The sequence below is a fragment of the Pseudomonas sp. TMB3-21 genome (assembly GCF_054898145.1).
On the sequence record NZ_CM142718.1, the window covers coordinates 2,124,957 to 2,140,721 of the forward strand.

General features: G+C 58.2%; 14 protein-coding genes. 2 read left to right on the forward strand and 12 right to left on the reverse strand.

Features of this window, described 5'->3' with window-relative positions; genetic code table 11:
- Positions 1 to 12: 12 nt before the first annotated feature.
- The gene (plsY, locus tag ACYZTS_RS09770) at positions 13 to 582 is read right to left on the reverse strand and encodes a glycerol-3-phosphate 1-O-acyltransferase PlsY (RefSeq protein WP_461995604.1); all 570 of its coding nucleotides are present in this window, start codon (positions 580 to 582) and stop codon (positions 13 to 15) included.
- Positions 583 to 656: 74 nt separating this feature from the next.
- Between plsY and folB the strand changes: the two genes are divergently transcribed.
- Positions 657 to 1,013, forward strand: coding sequence for a dihydroneopterin aldolase (gene folB, locus ACYZTS_RS09775; protein ID WP_461995606.1), 357 nt, complete (start codon positions 657 to 659; stop codon positions 1,011 to 1,013).
- Positions 1,004 to 1,522, forward strand: coding sequence for a 2-amino-4-hydroxy-6-hydroxymethyldihydropteridine diphosphokinase (folK, locus tag ACYZTS_RS09780; protein WP_461995608.1), 519 nt, complete (start codon positions 1,004 to 1,006; stop codon positions 1,520 to 1,522). The genes folB and folK overlap by 10 nt, the downstream gene beginning before the upstream one ends.
- Before the next feature lie 70 nt (positions 1,523 to 1,592).
- Here folK and ACYZTS_RS09785 read toward each other — a convergent pair whose 3' ends face one another.
- The 11 genes from ACYZTS_RS09785 to ACYZTS_RS09835 all read right to left on the reverse strand — a co-directional run bounded on the left by ACYZTS_RS09785 (position 1,593) and on the right by ACYZTS_RS09835 (position 15,679).
- Complete coding sequence (locus ACYZTS_RS09785; RefSeq protein ID WP_461995610.1) at positions 1,593 to 2,822, reverse strand: multifunctional CCA addition/repair protein; 1,230 nt, start codon at positions 2,820 to 2,822, stop codon at positions 1,593 to 1,595.
- A gap of 63 nt (positions 2,823 to 2,885) precedes the next feature.
- On the reverse strand, positions 2,886 to 4,445 hold the full coding sequence (locus tag ACYZTS_RS09790; RefSeq protein WP_028621511.1) for a SpoVR family protein: 1,560 nt from the start codon (positions 4,443 to 4,445) through the stop codon (positions 2,886 to 2,888).
- Positions 4,442 to 5,713, reverse strand: a complete 1,272-nt coding sequence (locus tag ACYZTS_RS09795) for a YeaH/YhbH family protein (RefSeq protein ID WP_461995612.1) — start codon at positions 5,711 to 5,713, stop codon at positions 4,442 to 4,444. The genes ACYZTS_RS09790 and ACYZTS_RS09795 overlap by 4 nt, the downstream gene beginning before the upstream one ends.
- Positions 5,714 to 5,832: 119 nt before the next feature.
- On the reverse strand, positions 5,833 to 7,755 hold the full coding sequence (locus ACYZTS_RS09800; RefSeq protein WP_028621509.1) for a PrkA family serine protein kinase: 1,923 nt from the start codon (positions 7,753 to 7,755) through the stop codon (positions 5,833 to 5,835).
- A gap of 292 nt (positions 7,756 to 8,047) precedes the next feature.
- Positions 8,048 to 8,377, reverse strand: a complete 330-nt coding sequence (gene glpE, locus ACYZTS_RS09805; RefSeq protein WP_461995614.1) for a thiosulfate sulfurtransferase GlpE — start codon at positions 8,375 to 8,377, stop codon at positions 8,048 to 8,050.
- A gap of 33 nt (positions 8,378 to 8,410) precedes the next feature.
- Complete coding sequence (locus ACYZTS_RS09810; RefSeq protein WP_028621507.1) at positions 8,411 to 9,292, reverse strand: symmetrical bis(5'-nucleosyl)-tetraphosphatase; 882 nt, start codon at positions 9,290 to 9,292, stop codon at positions 8,411 to 8,413.
- The gene (gene apaG, locus ACYZTS_RS09815) at positions 9,292 to 9,672 is read right to left on the reverse strand and encodes a Co2+/Mg2+ efflux protein ApaG (RefSeq protein ID WP_028621506.1); all 381 of its coding nucleotides are present in this window, start codon (positions 9,670 to 9,672) and stop codon (positions 9,292 to 9,294) included. The genes ACYZTS_RS09810 and apaG overlap by 1 nt, the downstream gene beginning before the upstream one ends.
- A gap of 113 nt (positions 9,673 to 9,785) precedes the next feature.
- On the reverse strand, positions 9,786 to 10,598 hold the full coding sequence (gene rsmA, locus ACYZTS_RS09820; protein WP_028621505.1) for a 16S rRNA (adenine(1518)-N(6)/adenine(1519)-N(6))-dimethyltransferase RsmA: 813 nt from the start codon (positions 10,596 to 10,598) through the stop codon (positions 9,786 to 9,788).
- Positions 10,595 to 11,584 (reverse strand): 4-hydroxythreonine-4-phosphate dehydrogenase PdxA, encoded by a 990-nt coding sequence (pdxA, locus tag ACYZTS_RS09825; RefSeq protein ID WP_461995617.1) that lies wholly within the window; start codon positions 11,582 to 11,584, stop codon positions 10,595 to 10,597. Before pdxA ends, rsmA begins: the two co-directional genes overlap by 4 nt.
- Complete coding sequence (surA, locus tag ACYZTS_RS09830; protein ID WP_461995619.1) at positions 11,581 to 12,897, reverse strand: peptidylprolyl isomerase SurA; 1,317 nt, start codon at positions 12,895 to 12,897, stop codon at positions 11,581 to 11,583. The genes pdxA and surA overlap by 4 nt, the downstream gene beginning before the upstream one ends.
- Complete coding sequence (locus tag ACYZTS_RS09835) at positions 12,878 to 15,679, reverse strand: LPS-assembly protein LptD (protein ID WP_028621502.1); 2,802 nt, start codon at positions 15,677 to 15,679, stop codon at positions 12,878 to 12,880. The genes surA and ACYZTS_RS09835 overlap by 20 nt, the downstream gene beginning before the upstream one ends.
- Positions 15,680 to 15,765: the final 86 nt, after the last annotated feature.

The window sequence follows — 15,765 nt, forward strand, 5'->3', positions numbered from 1 at the left end:
TCACGTGCGGTATTAAAAATGCCGTTCGCGCCCGGCAAACAGGTCGCGTAGATTGCCGCGATGACGCCAGACGATCAGCCCGGTGAGGGCGCTCATTGGCAGCAGTGCCGCAGGTTCCTGCCAGGCCAGCAACGGCAGGGTCAGCGGTGTGGCGATCAGGGCGGCGAGCGAGCTGGTGCGTGTCAGCCAGAACGTCAGTAACCAGGCGCAGACGGCCAACAGTGCAGCGGGCGGATACAGGCCCAGCAACATGCCGGCAGCAGTGGCGACACCTTTGCCGCCGCGGAAGCGAAAGTACAACGGGAACAGGTGGCCGATGACGGCGAAAACGCCGATCCAGGCCTGTTCTTGCAGCGAAAGTCCTGCAAATCCTGCGATCAATACCGGCAGCAGGCCTTTGCAGATGTCGCCAAGCAGGGTCAGGACGGCGAGTTTTCTGCCGGCCAGACGCAACATGTTGGTGGCACCGGCATTGCCCGACCCACCCATTCGCGGATCGGGATTACCGGTCAGGCGACTGAGCAAAATGGCGAAGGACAGCGAGCCGAGCAGGTAGGCGAGAGTCGCCAGTAACCAAAACATGCTAACTATTCCGGGCAAGGACGCCCTGATTCTAACGGCGCATTGCGCCCTTGTCGTGCAGCGGAGAAAAGTGCTTGGACAGAGTGTTTATCGAGGGCCTGGAAGTCGACACTGTAATCGGTGCCTACGACTGGGAGCGAGGCATCCGACAGTGCTTGCGTCTTGATCTGAGTTTCGCCTGGGATAACCGCCCGGCGGCTGCCGGAGATGACCTGACTTTGGCGCTCGATTACGCGAGCGTTTCCTCTCGCATCCAGGCGTTTGCCGAACAGGCGCAATTTCAGCTGGTGGAGACATTTGCCGAGCGTTTGGTTGAAGTGCTGATGAGCGAATTCCACATCACCTGGATGCGTTTGAAACTGACCAAGCCAGGCGCTGTGCCGGCAGCCATCGGTGGAGTCGGCGTGGAGATCGAGCGCGGATGTCGCTGACCCAGGTCTACCTCGGGCTCGGTAGCAATATCGAGCGCGAAACCCATTTGCAGGCAGGCCTTGAGGCGCTGGCAGGTTTCCTGGTGGATATCCGCTGCTCAGCGGTGTTCGAGAGCCAGCCCGTGGGCATCAAAAGCGGTCCTTTCTTCAATTTTGTGGTGTCGGCTTACACCGATCTGCCGTTGGTGGAGCTGGATCGCCGGTTGAAGTTTATCGAGGCGGATAACGGTCGTTATGCGCCCGACCGCAAGGGTTTGCCACTCGATATCGATGTGTTGCTGTTTGGTGACCTGGTCGGCAATTTTGACGGCTTGGTGCTCCCGCGGGCCGAGATTCTGAAAAATGCTTTCGTGCTGTGGCCGTTGTCGCTTATCGCGCCGGATCGGCTGCATCCGGGGGTGGGCAAAAGCTTCGGGCAATTGTGGCGCGAGGCGCAGATTGATCAGGTGCTGGCGCCGGTTGCGTTCTCATGGCGTGGTGAGCAACTGACACCGTCGAATTTGTTGTGAGGCGCAAGCCACCTGCGTCGGATCGCCTCCCAGAGTAGGAGCGAGCGGTCCGACTTGTCTGCGAAACTCTTCAGGCAGACGCCGCCTCTTTGTAAACCTTCAACGCCTTGAGTCGCTCGCGCTTGATCGCTTCACCCAGCTCCGGCCCTTTGAATCCCTTCTCCAGCAACGGTTGCACGGCAACGCTGCGCGCCGCAGTCGCCGCACCGCGTAGATAATCCGCCTGTGGATAACTGCGCTGTTCCAAGCCTTTGCGTCCGCGCGCGTCCATCTCGCAAGCAGCAATAAACTCCTCGAACCGCTGCGGTCGGCGGTACACATCAAAGCTCTGCAGCAACTCCAGCAAGGTAGAAGGTTTGAGCTCCAGCGCACGATGACCGTGCGTGTGATATTGGCCGACCAACAGTGCCAACTCCTGGCAATCCTTGGGCGCCTTGAAGCGTTCGTTGACCGCTTTGATCAACTTCAAGCCTTTGTGCTCATGGGCGATATGCCGCGGCCATTCCTCTTCCGGTGTTAGACCTTTCCCCAAATCATGCAGCAGGCACGCCCAGCGCACGGTCAGTGGCTGTTTGTGCAGCGCCGATTGCTCCAGCACGCTCAGGGTGTGCAAGCCGGTATCGATTTCCGGGTGATGAGCTTCAGGCTGCGGGACACCGAATAACGCCTCGACTTCAGGCATCAATATTCCCAGCGCGCCGCATTCGCGCAACACCTCGATAAAAACCTGTGGCTGGTCTTCCAGCAGCGCGCGGGAAATTTCCTTCCAGCTGCGTTCTGCGGTCAGCGCTTGCAGTTCGCCCGATTCGCTGAGCTGGCGCATCAACTCAATGGTTTCGGGTGCGACAGTAAAACCGAGCGCTGCGTAACGCGCAGCAAAGCGGGCAACGCGCAGTACCCGGAGGGGATCTTCGGCGAACGCGGACGATACGTGACGCAGCAGGCGCGCTTCCAGATCTCGTTGGCCATGGTAGGGATCGGTTATATTTTGCTGATCGTCTTCAGCCATTGCATTGATCGTCAGGTCGCGGCGGATCAGGTCTTCTTCGAGCGTGACTTCAGGGCTGGCGTGGAAAGTAAAGCCTCCGTAACCGCGACCGCTTTTACGTTCAGTGCGGGCGAGGGCGTATTCCTCACCGCTTTTAGGGTGCAGGAACACGGGGAAGTCGGCGCCCACCGGACGAAAACCCTTTGCGAGCATTTCTTCGGCAGTTGCGCCCACCACGACCCAGTCAATATCGGTGACGGGTTTGCCCAGCAGGCGATCACGAACCGCTCCACCGACTTTATAAATCTGCATAAAAAACCTCCGTTAGCTCGACAGAATAACCGTTGCGTCGAACTTCCGGAGGCCGAAACAGGATCAAAGATGGATGACGGCCAGATCCAGCCGGCCATAATCACCTTCATGTTCGCTTCGCGGAGGGACATGCAGGGTTTTCATGACCTGATCGCCTTGCAAGGTTTCCAGATGAATATCGAAGCCCCACAGGCGATGAAGGTGTTTCAGCACCTCATCGGTGGAGTCGCCCAGCGGCTTGCGGTCATGTTGCTGGTGACGCAGGGTCAACGAGCGGTCGCCGCGTCGGTCGATGCTATAGATCTGCACATTGGGTTCGCGGTTACCCAGGTTGTACTGAGCAGCGAGGGTTTCGCGAATGGTGCGGTATCCCTCTTCGTCATGGATGGCCGGGACCAGCAGATCATCTTTCTGATCATCATCGAGAATGCTGAACAGTTTCAGGTCGCGAATCACCTGCGGTGACAGGTATTGCAGGATAAAGCTCTCGTCCTTGAAGCTGCTCATCGCGAACTTGATGCTTGATAGCCAGTCACTGCCGGCCAGTTCCGGGAACCATCGGCGGTCTTCCTCAGTCGGGTTTTCACACATGCGCCGAATATCGCGGTACATGGCGAAACCCAAGGTATATGGGTTGATGCCACTGTAATAAGGGCTGTCGAAACCCGGTTGGTATACAACACTGGTGTGGGAGGTCAGAAACTCCATCATGAAGCCGTCCGTGACCAGCCCTTCGTCATACAGGTCATTCATGAGCGTGTAATGCCAGAACGTCGCCCAGCCTTCATTCATCACCTGGGTCTGGCGCTGAGGGTAGAAATACTGCGCGATCTTGCGCACGATCCGTACGATTTCCCGCTGCCACGGCTCCAGCAATGGAGCATGCTTTTCGATGAAATACAGGATGTTTTCCTGCGGCTCGGCAGGGAAACGCGCGTTGTCCTTGTCGCTGTACTTGTCGGCGCCCTTTGGAATCGTGCGCCACAGGTCGTTGATCTGTTTTTGCAGGTGTTCTTCCCGATCCTTCTGTCGGCGACGCTCTTCTTCCGCCGAAATCGGATAAGGACGTTTATAGCGGTCGACGCCGTAGTTCATCAGCGCGTGGCACGAGTCGAGCAGATCCTCGACCGCGTCGATGCCGTGGCGCTCTTCGCACTGCATGATGTACTGCTTGGCGAACACCAGGTAATCGATGATCGAACTGGCATCGGTCCAGGTGCGGAACAGGTAGTTGCCCTTGAAGAAGCTGTTATGGCCGTAGCAGGCGTGAGCCACCACCAGCGCCTGCATGCAGATGGTGTTTTCTTCCATCAGATAAGCGATGCACGGGTCCGAGTTGATCACGATCTCGTACGCCAGGCCCATCTGACCCCGACTGTAGGATTTCTCGGTACTGAGGAAGTGTTTGCCGTAGGACCAATGGTGATAGCCCAGCGGCATGCCGACAGAGGCGTAAGCATCCATCATTTGCTCGGCAGTGATCACTTCGATCTGGTTCGGATAGGTATCGAGCGCGTAGCGAGCGGCAATACGACTGATTTCGCGGTCGTAGGCCTGAATCAGCTCGAACGTCCACTCGGAGCCGGTGGAAATGGGTTGGCGCTTCTGCTCTTTGGCGGTCATGTCACTAACCTGCGCTGGAAGAGTTCACGGAAGACCGGATAGATATCCCCGGCCGAGACCAGTTGTTGCTGGGCAAAAGTGTCAGAAAAAGCGTCAGCGATGCGTTCGTATTCGAACCAAAGCGCCTGATGTTCGCGCGGAGTGATCTCGACGTAAGTGTAGTACTGCACAAACGGCATGATCTGGTTGATCAGGATGTCGCGGCAAATAGGTGAATCATCGTTCCAGTTGTCGCCGTCCGAGGCCTGCGCGGCGTAGATGTTCCACTCGTTGCTTGGGTATCGCTCGGCCATGATCTCCTGCATCAGTTTCAGTGCGCTGGAAACGATGGTCCCGCCGGTTTCACGGGAATAGAAAAACTCCTCTTCATCGACTTCGCGGGCACTGGTGTGATGGCGGATGAAGACGACATCGATTTTGTCGTAGTTACGCTTGAGGAACAGATACAACAGGATAAAGAAGCGTTTGGCGATATCTTTGGTCGCCTGCGTCATGGAGCCGGAAACGTCCATCAGGCAGAACATCACCGCTTTCGAGCTTGGATTGGGCTGTTTGATCAGCAGGTTGTACTTGAGATCGAAGGTGTCGAGAAATGGCACGCGGTGGATTCGCGCACTGAGTTTTTCGATCTCGGCCTCGATGTCCTGGATGTCACCGAAGTTATCCGGCTCATCCCGCTTGAGTCGCAGCAATTCTTCCTTGGCTTCGCGCAGTTTCGCGCGACTGCTGCCGGACAGGGCGATTCGCCGCGCATGGGCCGAGCGCAAGGTGCGGATGATGTTGATCCGCGACGGGTTGCCTTCATTGCTGATGCCTGCGCGCACGGTCTTGAAGGTATCGGTACCGGTCAGGTTGCGCTTGACCAGATTGGGCAATTCCAGGTCCTCGAACATGAATTCGAGAAATTCTTCCTGAGTGATCTGGAAGACGAACTCGTCCATCCCTTCACCCGAATTGCCGGCCTTGCCTGGGCCTCTGCCGCCGGCACCGCCCTGCGGACGGGCGATGTGCTCGCCGCTGGTGAACTCTTTATTGCCGGGGTGTACGACGGTCTGCTTGCCGCCGCGACCGTGATGAAGCACCGGCTCGTCTATGTCACGGCCAGGAATGCTGATCTGTTCGCCGTGCTCCATGTCGGTAATGGAGCGCCGGCTGACCGCCTCTTCGACAGCCTTCTTGATGTGATCACGGTAGCGCCGCAAAAACCGCTGACGGTTCACCGTGCTCTTGTTCTTGCCGTTCAGACGTCGGTCGATCACATAGCTCATAGGGGGCCCTCCGGGCAGCTTCAAGTTGTGAGCTGCAAGCTGCAAGTGAAAGCAATCACCCGGATCTTGGGCTTACGCGCTTTTTCCTTGCAGCTTGTGGCTTGGGGCTTGCAGCTGCCTCACTGCGACTTACGGACCCGTAGGTACCATTCGGAAAGTAGCCGAACCTGTTTGTCGGTATAACCGCGCTCCACCATCCGTGTGACGAAGTCGTTGTGCTTCTGCTGATCCTCCTTGCTGGCTTTGGCGTTGAAGCTGATGACGGGCAGGAGGTCTTCGGTGTTGGAGAACATTTTCTTCTCGATGACCACCCGCAGTTTTTCGTAGCTGAGCCAGGTTGGGTTCTTGCCGTTGTTGTTGGCCCGGGCGCGCAGGACGAAGTTGACGATCTCGTTGCGGAAATCCTTCGGATTGCTGATGCCGGCCGGTTTCTCGATTTTTTCCAGTTCTTCGTTTAACGCGACGCGGTTGAGGATTTCGCCTGTTTCCGGGTCGCGGTATTCCTGGTCCTGAATCCAGAAGTCGGCATACAGCACGTAGCGATCGAAGATGTTCTGACCGTATTCGCTGTAAGACTCGAGGTAGGCGGTCTGAATTTCCTTGCCAATGAACTCGATGTAACGCGGCGCCAGGTATTCCTTGAGGAAGCGCAGATACCGTTCGCGGGTTTCGGCCTGGAACTGTTCCTGCTCGATTTGCTGTTCCAGTACATAAAGCAGGTGCACCGGGTTGGCGGCGATTTCGTGCGGATCGAAGTTGAAGACCTTCGACAGGATCTTGAACGCAAACCGGGTCGAGAGACCGTTCATGCCTTCGTCGACACCGGCGTTATCGCGGTATTCCTGTATCGACTTGGCCTTCGGATCGGTGTCCTTTAGGTTTTCGCCGTCATACACGCGCATCTTGGAATAGATGTTCGAATTCTCCGGCTCCTTGAGGCGAGACAACACAGTGAACTGGGCGAGCATTTTCAAGGTGTCTGGTGCGCAATGAGCCTTGGCCAGCGAGCTGTTGAACAACAATTTGTCGTAGATCTTCACCTCGTCGCTGACCCTTAGGCAATAAGGGACCTTGACGATGTAGATACGGTCGATGAACGCTTCGTTGTTCTTGTTGTTACGGAAAGTGTGCCATTCCGATTCGTTGGAGTGAGCGAGCAGGATTCCTGTAAACGGAATGGCGCCCAGCCCTTCGGTACTATTGTAGTTGCCTTCCTGCGTGGCGGTCAGCAATGGGTGCAGCACCTTGATCGGTGCCTTGAACATTTCGACGAATTCCATCAGACCCTGGTTGGCCCGGCACAATGCGCCCGAGTAGCTGTAGGCGTCGGCGTCGTTTTGCGGATATTCCTCAAGTTTGCGGATGTCGACTTTGCCGACCAGCGCCGAGATGTCCTGGTTGTTTTCGTCGCCGGGTTCGGTTTTGGCGACGGCGATCTGGTTGAGGATCGACGGATACAGCTTCACTACGCGGAACTGGCTGATGTCGCCGCCGAATTCGGCGAGGCGTTTGGTGGCCCATGGCGACATGATGGTATTGAGGTAGCGCCGAGGAATGCCGAAGTCTTCCTCAAGGATCGCGCCATCTTCAGTGGCGTTGAACAGACCCAGAGGCGATTCGAATACCGGCGAGCCTTTTATCGCGTAAAAGGGCACTTTTTCGATCAGTTGTTTGAGCTTTTCGGCCAGCGACGATTTACCACCACCGACGGGACCCAGCAGGTAGAGAATTTGTTTCTTTTCCTCCAGGCCCTGCGCGGCGTGGCGGAAATACGACACGATCTGGTCTATGCATTCTTCCATCCCATGGAAGTCTTCAAAGGCCGGATAGCGACGGATCACCTTGTTGGAGAAGATTCGCGACAGCCTCGAGTTGGTCGAGGTGTCGAGCAGCTCCGGTTCCCCGATGGCCAGCAGCAGACGCTCGGCGGCGGAAACGTAGGCGCTGCGGTCCTGTTTGCACAGCTCAAGATACTCTTGCAGCGAGAGTTCTTCCTGGCGTGTGGACTCGAAGCGTTGTTGGAAGTGGCTAAAGATACTCATGACGTCACCTCGCTCGATACGTGGAGCCGACGCCGGATCACTCAGTCGATGCTGGCAGCAACCGAACAGGCGGTCGCTGTTTACCCCCCAGAACTCTTTCAGCGCAACGCCGAAAGCTACTCCCGATGACCCGCGCGCCGGTGTACCGGCTCTCCCCTGTTTTGGATGGCCTGCGCTTAAGGATAGTTGGGAATTCAGGAGGTAAAGGCGAGATACGTAATTAGTTGTGGCAGACCGTTCGTCTGCCACCGCCCTAGCCCGCGGGGGCCGGGGCTTGAGCGCTGTAAAAAAATTATTCGGCGGTGCCTTGGGCTGTTTCTGCGGGATAAGTCGTGCGCCACAGCTCAAATCCACCGTCCATGCTGTAAACGTCGGAGAAGCCCTGGCTGGTCAGGTAAGCCGCAGCACCCTGGCTGGAATTGCCGTGATAGCAGACCACTACAGTCGGCGCGTCGAGGTCGGCAGCCTGAATGAAAGCGTGCAGGGAATGGTTGTCCAGGTGCTTCGAACCGCTGATGTGCAGCGCGGCGAACGTTGCTGGATCGCGGACATCGACGACCACGGCACCTTGCTCACGCAGGGCTTGCGCCTGCTCTGGGGGGATACGTTTGAATTCGTTCATGGCGGGCTCCTGTGGCACGGCTGATAGCGCAGCCTAGCGCCGGGCGCTGGCTGGCGTTTGTTCGGATAGGGCGGTGGTGTCTGGGGGCAGGGCGTTACCGTGCTCGTCGCATTTGCAAGGCAGGCGTTCGCCGGTGTCAACATTCATCAGGGTCAACGAACCGCCCCAGACGCACCCGGTGTCGAGAGCAAACACGCCGGGTTCATTGCACTGGCCTTCCAGCGCAGCCCAGTGACCGAAGATGATCTTCGTATCCCTGGTCTTGCGTTCCTTGTGTTGGAACCATGGCTTGTAACCGTGCGGAGCAGAGTCGAGGCCTTCCTTGCTCTTGAGGTCCAGCTTGCCCTCGGCGGTGCAGAAACGCATGCGGGTGAAATAGTTGGTGATTACCCGCAGACGTGTCACGCCTTTGAGGTCACTGTCCCATTTCAACGGCTCGTTGCCGTACATGCCATCCAGATAGGGTGCGAAACGGTTGTCGTCGCGCAAGGCTTCTTCTACTTCGGCGGCGCATTTCAAGGCTTTGCGCAGGGACCATTGCGGCGGGATGCCGGCATGCACCAGGGCGATATTGCGCACCTCGTCGTAATGCACAAGCTTTTGCTGGCGGACCCACTCCAGCAGTTCCGCGCGATCAGGTGCTGCGAGAATTTCCCGAAGGGTGTCGGCTTTTTTCAGGCGTTCGATGTTGTGGCCGGCGGCCAGCAAGTGCAGGTCATGATTGCCGAGCACGCACACCAGCGATTCGCGAATGCTATAGAGGAAACGCAGGGTTTCCAGCGACTGCGGACCGCGGTTAACCAAATCGCCGACCAGCCACAGTTTGTCCCGGGCAGGGTCGAAGGCAACTTGCTTGAGCAGACACTTCAAGGGTTCAAGACAGCCCTGAAGGTCGCCGACGGCATACGTTGCCATCAGTGCAGGGCTCCGGGCACCGCCAGTCGGAAAGGAGCAATGATGGCATCGAAACGTTCGCCATCATCGGCGAGCATCTCGTAGGTGCCCTGCATGGTGCCGACTTTGGAGGTCATGACCGTGCCGCTGCTGTAGGTGTGGCTTTTGCCCGGGTCGATCAACGGTTGCTGACCGACCACACCCGCACCGCGAACCTCCTCGACATGTCCGTCACCGTCGGTGATCACCCAGTGCCGTGTCAGCAGCTTGGCGGGCACGAGGCCGTTGTTGACCACTGTGATGGTGTAGGCGAACGCAAAGCGCTCTTGTTCGGGTTGCGATTGTTCTGCCAGATAGCGGGTGACGACGGTGACGTCGACCTGGTAACGAGAATCGGACATGCAAAAGGCCTTAAAAACGAAGCGGAACGCGGGCGTAGCTGATGGGTTCAGTCTAGGCCAAGTATCGGGTAGTAAACCAGACTGACGTCCTACCCGATAGCGTTCATCGACGGTCAATCGCCGACAGGTTTGACCTGTTCGCTGAGCTTGTCGGCCAGGCGCACGAATGCGGCCAGATCAAGTTGCTCGGGGCGCAGGCTGCCGTCGACACCGGCGGCTTCGATCTCATCATTGCTCAGCAGCAATTTAAGGGTGTTGCGCAAGGTCTTGCGGCGCTGGTTGAAGGCTTCGCGGACTACCCGCTCCAGCAGTTTGTGATCCTTGGCCGGGTGCGGCAAGACGTCGTGTGGAACCAGGCGCACGATGGCCGAATCGACCTTCGGCGGCGGATTGAAAGCGCCCGGACCGACGTTAAACAGATGCTCGACCCGGCAATGGTACTGAACCATGATCGACAGACGGCCCCAATCACCGCCACCAGGACCTGCCGCCAGACGCTCGACCACTTCCTTCTGCAACATGAAGTGCATGTCGCGAATGATCGCTGCGTTGTTCAAGAGGTGAAAAATCAGCGGCGTGGAAATGTTATACGGCAGGTTACCAACCACACGCAGACTGTTCGGTGCCGCATTGAGGCTATTGAAGTCGAACTTCAACGCATCGCCCTGATGCAGGTTGAAATTGCTCTTGTCGGCAAACTGCTGGTTGAGGATCGGAATCAGGTCCTTGTCCAGCTCGACGACATCCAGCTGCCCGCCACTGTTGAGCAGGCCCTGGGTCAGTGCACCCTGGCCCGGACCGATTTCCAGCAGGCGGTCTTCGGGTTTGGCGCGGATGGCGCGCAGGATGCGGTCGATAACGCCGGCATCGTGGAGGAAGTTCTGGCCAAAACGCTTGCGCGCCTTGTGTTGGTAATGCTCGGTCATAAACGGGTCTCGGCCATCTGGTAGGCGGTTTCCAGGGCGACTTGCAGGCTGCCGGTGTCGATCCTGCCGCTGCCGGCCAGGTCCAGGGCGGTGCCGTGGTCGACCGAGGTGCGGATGATCGGCAAGCCGAGGGTCACGTTGACCGCCGCGCCGAAGCCTTTGTACTTCAGCACGGGCAAGCCCTGGTCGTGGTACATCGCCAGCACCGCGTCGCAGTGCTCCAGATATTTGGGGGTAAACAGAGTGTCGGCGGGCAGGGGACCGCGAAGGTCCATGCCTTCGCCGCGCAGGCGCTCTAAGGTAGGTTCGATGATGTCGATTTCTTCATGGCCCAGGTGACCGCCTTCACCGGCGTGCGGGTTGAGCCCGCAGACCAGAATGCGCGGTTGGGCGATGCCGAATTTTTCTTGCAGTTCGCTGTGCAGGATGCGCGTGACCCGCTCCAGCCGCTCGGGCGTGATCGCATCGGCAATCTCGCGCAAGGGCAGGTGGGTGGTGACCAGCGCAACACGCAAACCGCGCGTCGCGAGCATCATCACCACTTGCGCGGTGTGGGTCAGGTCGGCGAGAAATTCCGTGTGCCCGGAAAACGCGATACCCGATTCGTTGATCACGCCCTTGTGCACCGGGGCGGTGATCATGCCGGCAAAATCTCCGTCCAGGCAGCCCTGGCCCGCTCGGGTCAGAGTTTCCAGAACGAAAGCGGCATTGGCTTTATCAAGTTGACCGGCATGAACCGGAGCACTCAGCGGCGTATCCCAGACGTACAGGCTGTTGGCTGGCGCGGGAGTATCCGGCCAGGCATCCGGCGTGACCGGCAACAAATCGACCGCCACACCCAGCTGCGCGGCCCGCTCGAGGAGCAGGTCGCGGCTGGTAATGGCAATCAGGGGGTGGGGCTGGGTATGCGAGGCGAGCAGCAGGCACAGGTCTGGACCTATGCCGGCCGGTTCACCGGGTGTCAGCGCGAAACGTTTCGGTTTCACTGCGCTGCCTGGTCTGCACCAGGGAGTTTGATCTCTACGTACGCTTCGTCCCGGATCTGACGCAGCCAGCTCTGCAACTCTTCGTCGTACTTGCGGTTACGCAGTACGGTCATTGCTTGCTGCTCGCGTGCCTGGCTGGTGCTGTCGGTGGCGCGACGGCCGAGGACTTCCAGGACGTGCCAGCCATATTGGGTCTGGAATGGCTTGGACAACTGACCCTGCGGGGTATTGGCCATCACTTCGCGGAATTCCGGCACCAGCGCATTCGGGTCGATCCAGTTGAGGTCGCCGCCGTTGAGTGCAGAACCCGGATCTTCCGAGAAGTTTTTCGCCAGTTCGCCGAAGTCTTCGCCCGACTCGATGCGGTCATAGAGTTTTTCGGCCAAACGCTTGGTTTCGGCTTCGCTGCGGATCTCGCTTGGCTTGATCAGGATGTGACGCACGTGCACTTCATCGCGCACCTGGGTTTCGCCGCCACGCTTGTCGAGGATCTTCAGAATAATGAAGCCCCCCGGCGTGCGGGTTGGCTGGGTCACGTCGCCAACGGCCATGGTGCCGAGCAGGCGATCAAAGGGCGGTGGCAATTGACCGGCTTTACGCCAGCCCATGTCGCCGCCTTCCAGTGCAGTTTCGCTGGCAGATTTGGCAATGGCCAGTTGACCGAAGTCAGCGCCTTGCTTGAGCTGCTGGTACACCGCGTCAGCCTGTTTCGCAGCATTCTGAATCGCTTCGGAGTTGGCGCTTTCCGGCGTAGGAATCAGGATGTTGGCCAGACGGAATTCTTCCGACAGCTGCATTTTGCCCAAGTCGGAAGCCAGGAAATTCTTCACTTCCTGCTCGGACACCTGGATACGTTCTGCCACACGGCGCTGGCGCACACGGCTGATGATCATTTCGCGACGGATCTGATCACGAGCGTCGTCGTAAGACAGACCATCGCGAGCCAGAGCAGAGCGGAATTGTTCAATCGACATATTATTGCGCTGGGCAATGGTGCCGACGGCCTGGTTCAGTTCTTCATCGGTGATGCGGATACCGGAGCGTTCGCCGATCTGCAGTTGCAGGTTTTCAACAATCAGGCGCTCCAGCACCTGCTGATCCAGCACGCCCGGAGGCGGCGCCGCAGCGCCACGCTTGGCGATGGTTTGCTGAACTTCATGAACACGCTGGTCCAGTTGGCTCTGCATGACCACGTCGTTATCGACAATGGCCACCACTTTATCGATGGACTGTACCGCGGCATTTGCCGCAGTACCCAGGAACAGCGCGCCCAGCATCAGCGGGCGCAGACAATCAGAAAGCTTGGTCTTCACGTTCACGATAACCTTGGATGCCTTTGTCGAGGAAGCTCTCTACCTTGGAGCCGGTGAGGCCGCCGAGACCTTTCAGGACGATTTGAAGGAAGACGCCATGGTCGCCTTTCTCATTTTCCGGAGCGTCTTGACTGGTTTCGTCATAGTCGACCCAGTAACGGTTGATCACGCGCAACTTCCAGCAGCAGTTGTCGTACTCGAAACCGCCGAAGGCTTCCAGCGTACGGTTGCGGTTGTAGTCGTACTGCCAGCGGCTGATGACGTTCCATTGCGGCACAACCGGCCAGATGACCGAGAAGTCGTGCTGCTGGATCTTGTAGTAGTCCTTCACGTAACCCGGAGTGCCCGGCGTGCCGTAATCACCACCACCCACCGACCAACGACCGGTGTTCTGGTCATAACGGACCTGGTCATTGCGATAGCGATAGCCGGCGTTGATGACCTTGTTCGGGTTGTCTTCAGGCTGGTAGTGGAACATCGCGCTACCCGAGCGAGGGCTGCGGCTGTCCGGATCCCAGTTGTAATCGGCCGTGGTGCGCCAATCGCGGTTCCAGCGGTATTCGTACTCGAGTGCGTACGGCGACACGCTGGACTGCGCATCTTCGCGGGTTTTCGCGTCGATACCTGGCAGCTGAACCTTGCGATCCTTGAAGTAGAAGGCCTGACCGACGGCGATGCGCTGACGTTCGAAACCGTTGTCTTCGATCCAGCGACTGGTTACGCCCAGGGACAGCTTGTTCTCGTCGCCCACGCGGTCAGCGCCGGAGAAGCGATTGTCGCGGAACAGTGAGCTGTAGTTGAAAGTGGCTTCACTGGTGTCGAACACAGGAATATCTTCCTGATCGGTCTCCGGGACGTAGAGGTAGAACAACCGCGGTTCGAGGGTCTGGTTGTAGTTCTTGCCAAACCACGACGTTTTACGGTCGAAGTAAAGGCCGCTGTCGATGCTGGCGATCGGTACGCCGCGGCTCTGATTGCTGCTGAAGGTGCCGTTGAGTCGATCACCTTCAGGGCCCTGAGCGGCGATGTCAGACTTGCCCTTGCCATCGAGATCCAGGTCGTACTGAGTGTATTGATACTTCAGCGATGGGGTCACGTACCCATAGCTCGCACTCATTGGCAGGCTCATGCCTGGTTTGAGATTGAGGCGAGTACCGTTGGCGCGAGCCAGACCGAACACGTTCTGGTCGAGTCTCGGGCCGGTATTGATGCCGTCTTCATTGAAGAAGTCGCCATCTTTAAGGTCGCGATCAAACCGCACGATTTCTGTTTCGTAATCGAAGTCCAGGCCGCTCGGATGCACTGGCAGCTGACCATTGAAGGTGATCTGCGGCAAGCGGTCATACGGCGTAATGTTCGAAACAGTCGCCAGCTGGTAAGCCTGAGCATTGATGCGAGCGGTGTAGCTGTCGCCACGGTAGCTCACAGAACCCTGCTGGTTGACGTAGTCGTCGCTTTTGATGCCAATCTGATCGGTCTGCAGATCCTGGAAGTAATACGGATCGCTGATCTTGGTGTAGTCAACCTGGGTGAACACTCGGGAGTCGAGACCGCCCTTGTGCTGCCAGTTGTACATGTAGCGGGTTTTTTCGTAATCGGTCTGGTCGCTACGATCGGTGTTGTCGTCGTTGAGGTACGCCGCACCGAATTGCCCTTCGCTGGACTTGGTCAGATAACGGAACTCGCCTTCCAGCAACATGCCGCGCTTGCTCATATAACGCGGGTACAACGTGGCGTCGTAGTTCGGCGCTAGGTTGAAGTAGTAAGGCGTCACGAGCAGGAAGCCGGTGTCGGTGCCTGTGCCGATGGTCGGCGGCAGGAAACCGGACTGACGACGGTCGTCGATCGGGAAGTAGATGTACGGCGTGTACAGAACCGGAATGTCCTTGACCCGCAGCGTCACGTTGGTCGCGGTACCGAAACCGGTGGCCGGGTTCAAGGTGATGTTGTTGCCCTTGAGCTGCCAGGCATTGCTGTCCGGTTCGCACGTGGTGTACGTACCATCCTTGAGGCGGATGATCGCGTTCTCGGCCCGTTTGGCGTACAGCGCACTGCCGCGAATACGCGATTTGTGCATCACGTATTCGGCGTTGTCGATCTTGGCTTCACCGGTGTCGAGCTGCACGTCGGCATGGTCGCCGACGATCAGAGCACCGTTGTCGCGAATGCGTACGTTGCCGCTCAGTTCGCCACGGCTTTCGGCCTGGTAGAGGTTCGCTTCGTCGGCTTCGGCCTGCATGCTGCCCTGACGCAAAACGACGTCACCGGCCAGTGTGGCGACCTGCTCATCCTGCTTGTAGCGGGACGCTTTGGCACCGACAAAGGTAGGCGCATCACTTTTATCCGTCTTGTCACTCATGCCAGGACGAGTTGGTTCGATATAGGAACCAGAGCAGTAAGGACCGGTTTCGGCCAATTGCGCTGCAGTGAGCTTTTCGCGGGGAACCCAGTCGAGGTGACTGTAGTCTGCGCTACGGGACTTCAGGCCGCGGCCGTTTGCCTCGGTGACCAGCACAGGTTTGTCGCCGGAGTCTTGACTGGAACTGCCGTCGGCCGGAGTCTCGCCGCTCGTGCTCACCGCGCTGCCGTCATGGACGGGACGCGGTGGCAGCGCAGCGGCTGGAGATTTCGGCGCACAGTCCCAGGCACCCGAAGCAGAGACTGAGCAGTCATACTGTTCCGCGGCGACCACGAACGAAGTGGCTAGAGGTTGCAGGGCCAGCAGACTGCCGGTAACCAACAACGGAAATTTTTTACGAAACGCGGGGGATTTCAATGCCATCTTATTAGTCCGGGCTTCCTGCGTGCCATCTGCCCGCGGTGTGGGCCGCACGCCTCTCGATGGTCTGAAAAAGATGCTGGATAATA

What these genes read in the sequence shown, in the direction of transcription:
- plsY (WP_461995604.1), bottom strand. Translation starts at nt 582, where the DNA reads ATGTTTTGGTTACTGGCGACTCTCGCCTACCTGCTCGGCTCGCTGTCC.
- ACYZTS_RS09790 (WP_028621511.1), bottom strand. Translation starts at nt 4,445, where the DNA reads ATGACCGCCAAAGAGCAGAAGCGCCAACCCATTTCCACCGGCTCCGAG.
- ACYZTS_RS09835 (WP_028621502.1), bottom strand. Translation starts at nt 15,679, where the DNA reads ATGGCATTGAAATCCCCCGCGTTTCGTAAAAAATTTCCGTTGTTGGTT.
- ACYZTS_RS09810 (WP_028621507.1), bottom strand. Translation starts at nt 9,292, where the DNA reads ATGGCAACGTATGCCGTCGGCGACCTTCAGGGCTGTCTTGAACCCTTG.
- ACYZTS_RS09795 (WP_461995612.1), bottom strand. Translation starts at nt 5,713, where the DNA reads ATGAGCTATGTGATCGACCGACGTCTGAACGGCAAGAACAAGAGCACG.
- glpE (WP_461995614.1), bottom strand. Translation starts at nt 8,377, where the DNA reads ATGAACGAATTCAAACGTATCCCCCCAGAGCAGGCGCAAGCCCTGCGT.
- apaG (WP_028621506.1), bottom strand. Translation starts at nt 9,672, where the DNA reads ATGTCCGATTCTCGTTACCAGGTCGACGTCACCGTCGTCACCCGCTAT.
- ACYZTS_RS09785 (WP_461995610.1), bottom strand. Translation starts at nt 2,822, where the DNA reads ATGCAGATTTATAAAGTCGGTGGAGCGGTTCGTGATCGCCTGCTGGGC.
- folK (WP_461995608.1), top strand. Translation starts at nt 1,004, where the DNA reads ATGTCGCTGACCCAGGTCTACCTCGGGCTCGGTAGCAATATCGAGCGC.
- ACYZTS_RS09800 (WP_028621509.1), bottom strand. Translation starts at nt 7,755, where the DNA reads ATGAGTATCTTTAGCCACTTCCAACAACGCTTCGAGTCCACACGCCAG.
- rsmA (WP_028621505.1), bottom strand. Translation starts at nt 10,598, where the DNA reads ATGACCGAGCATTACCAACACAAGGCGCGCAAGCGTTTTGGCCAGAAC.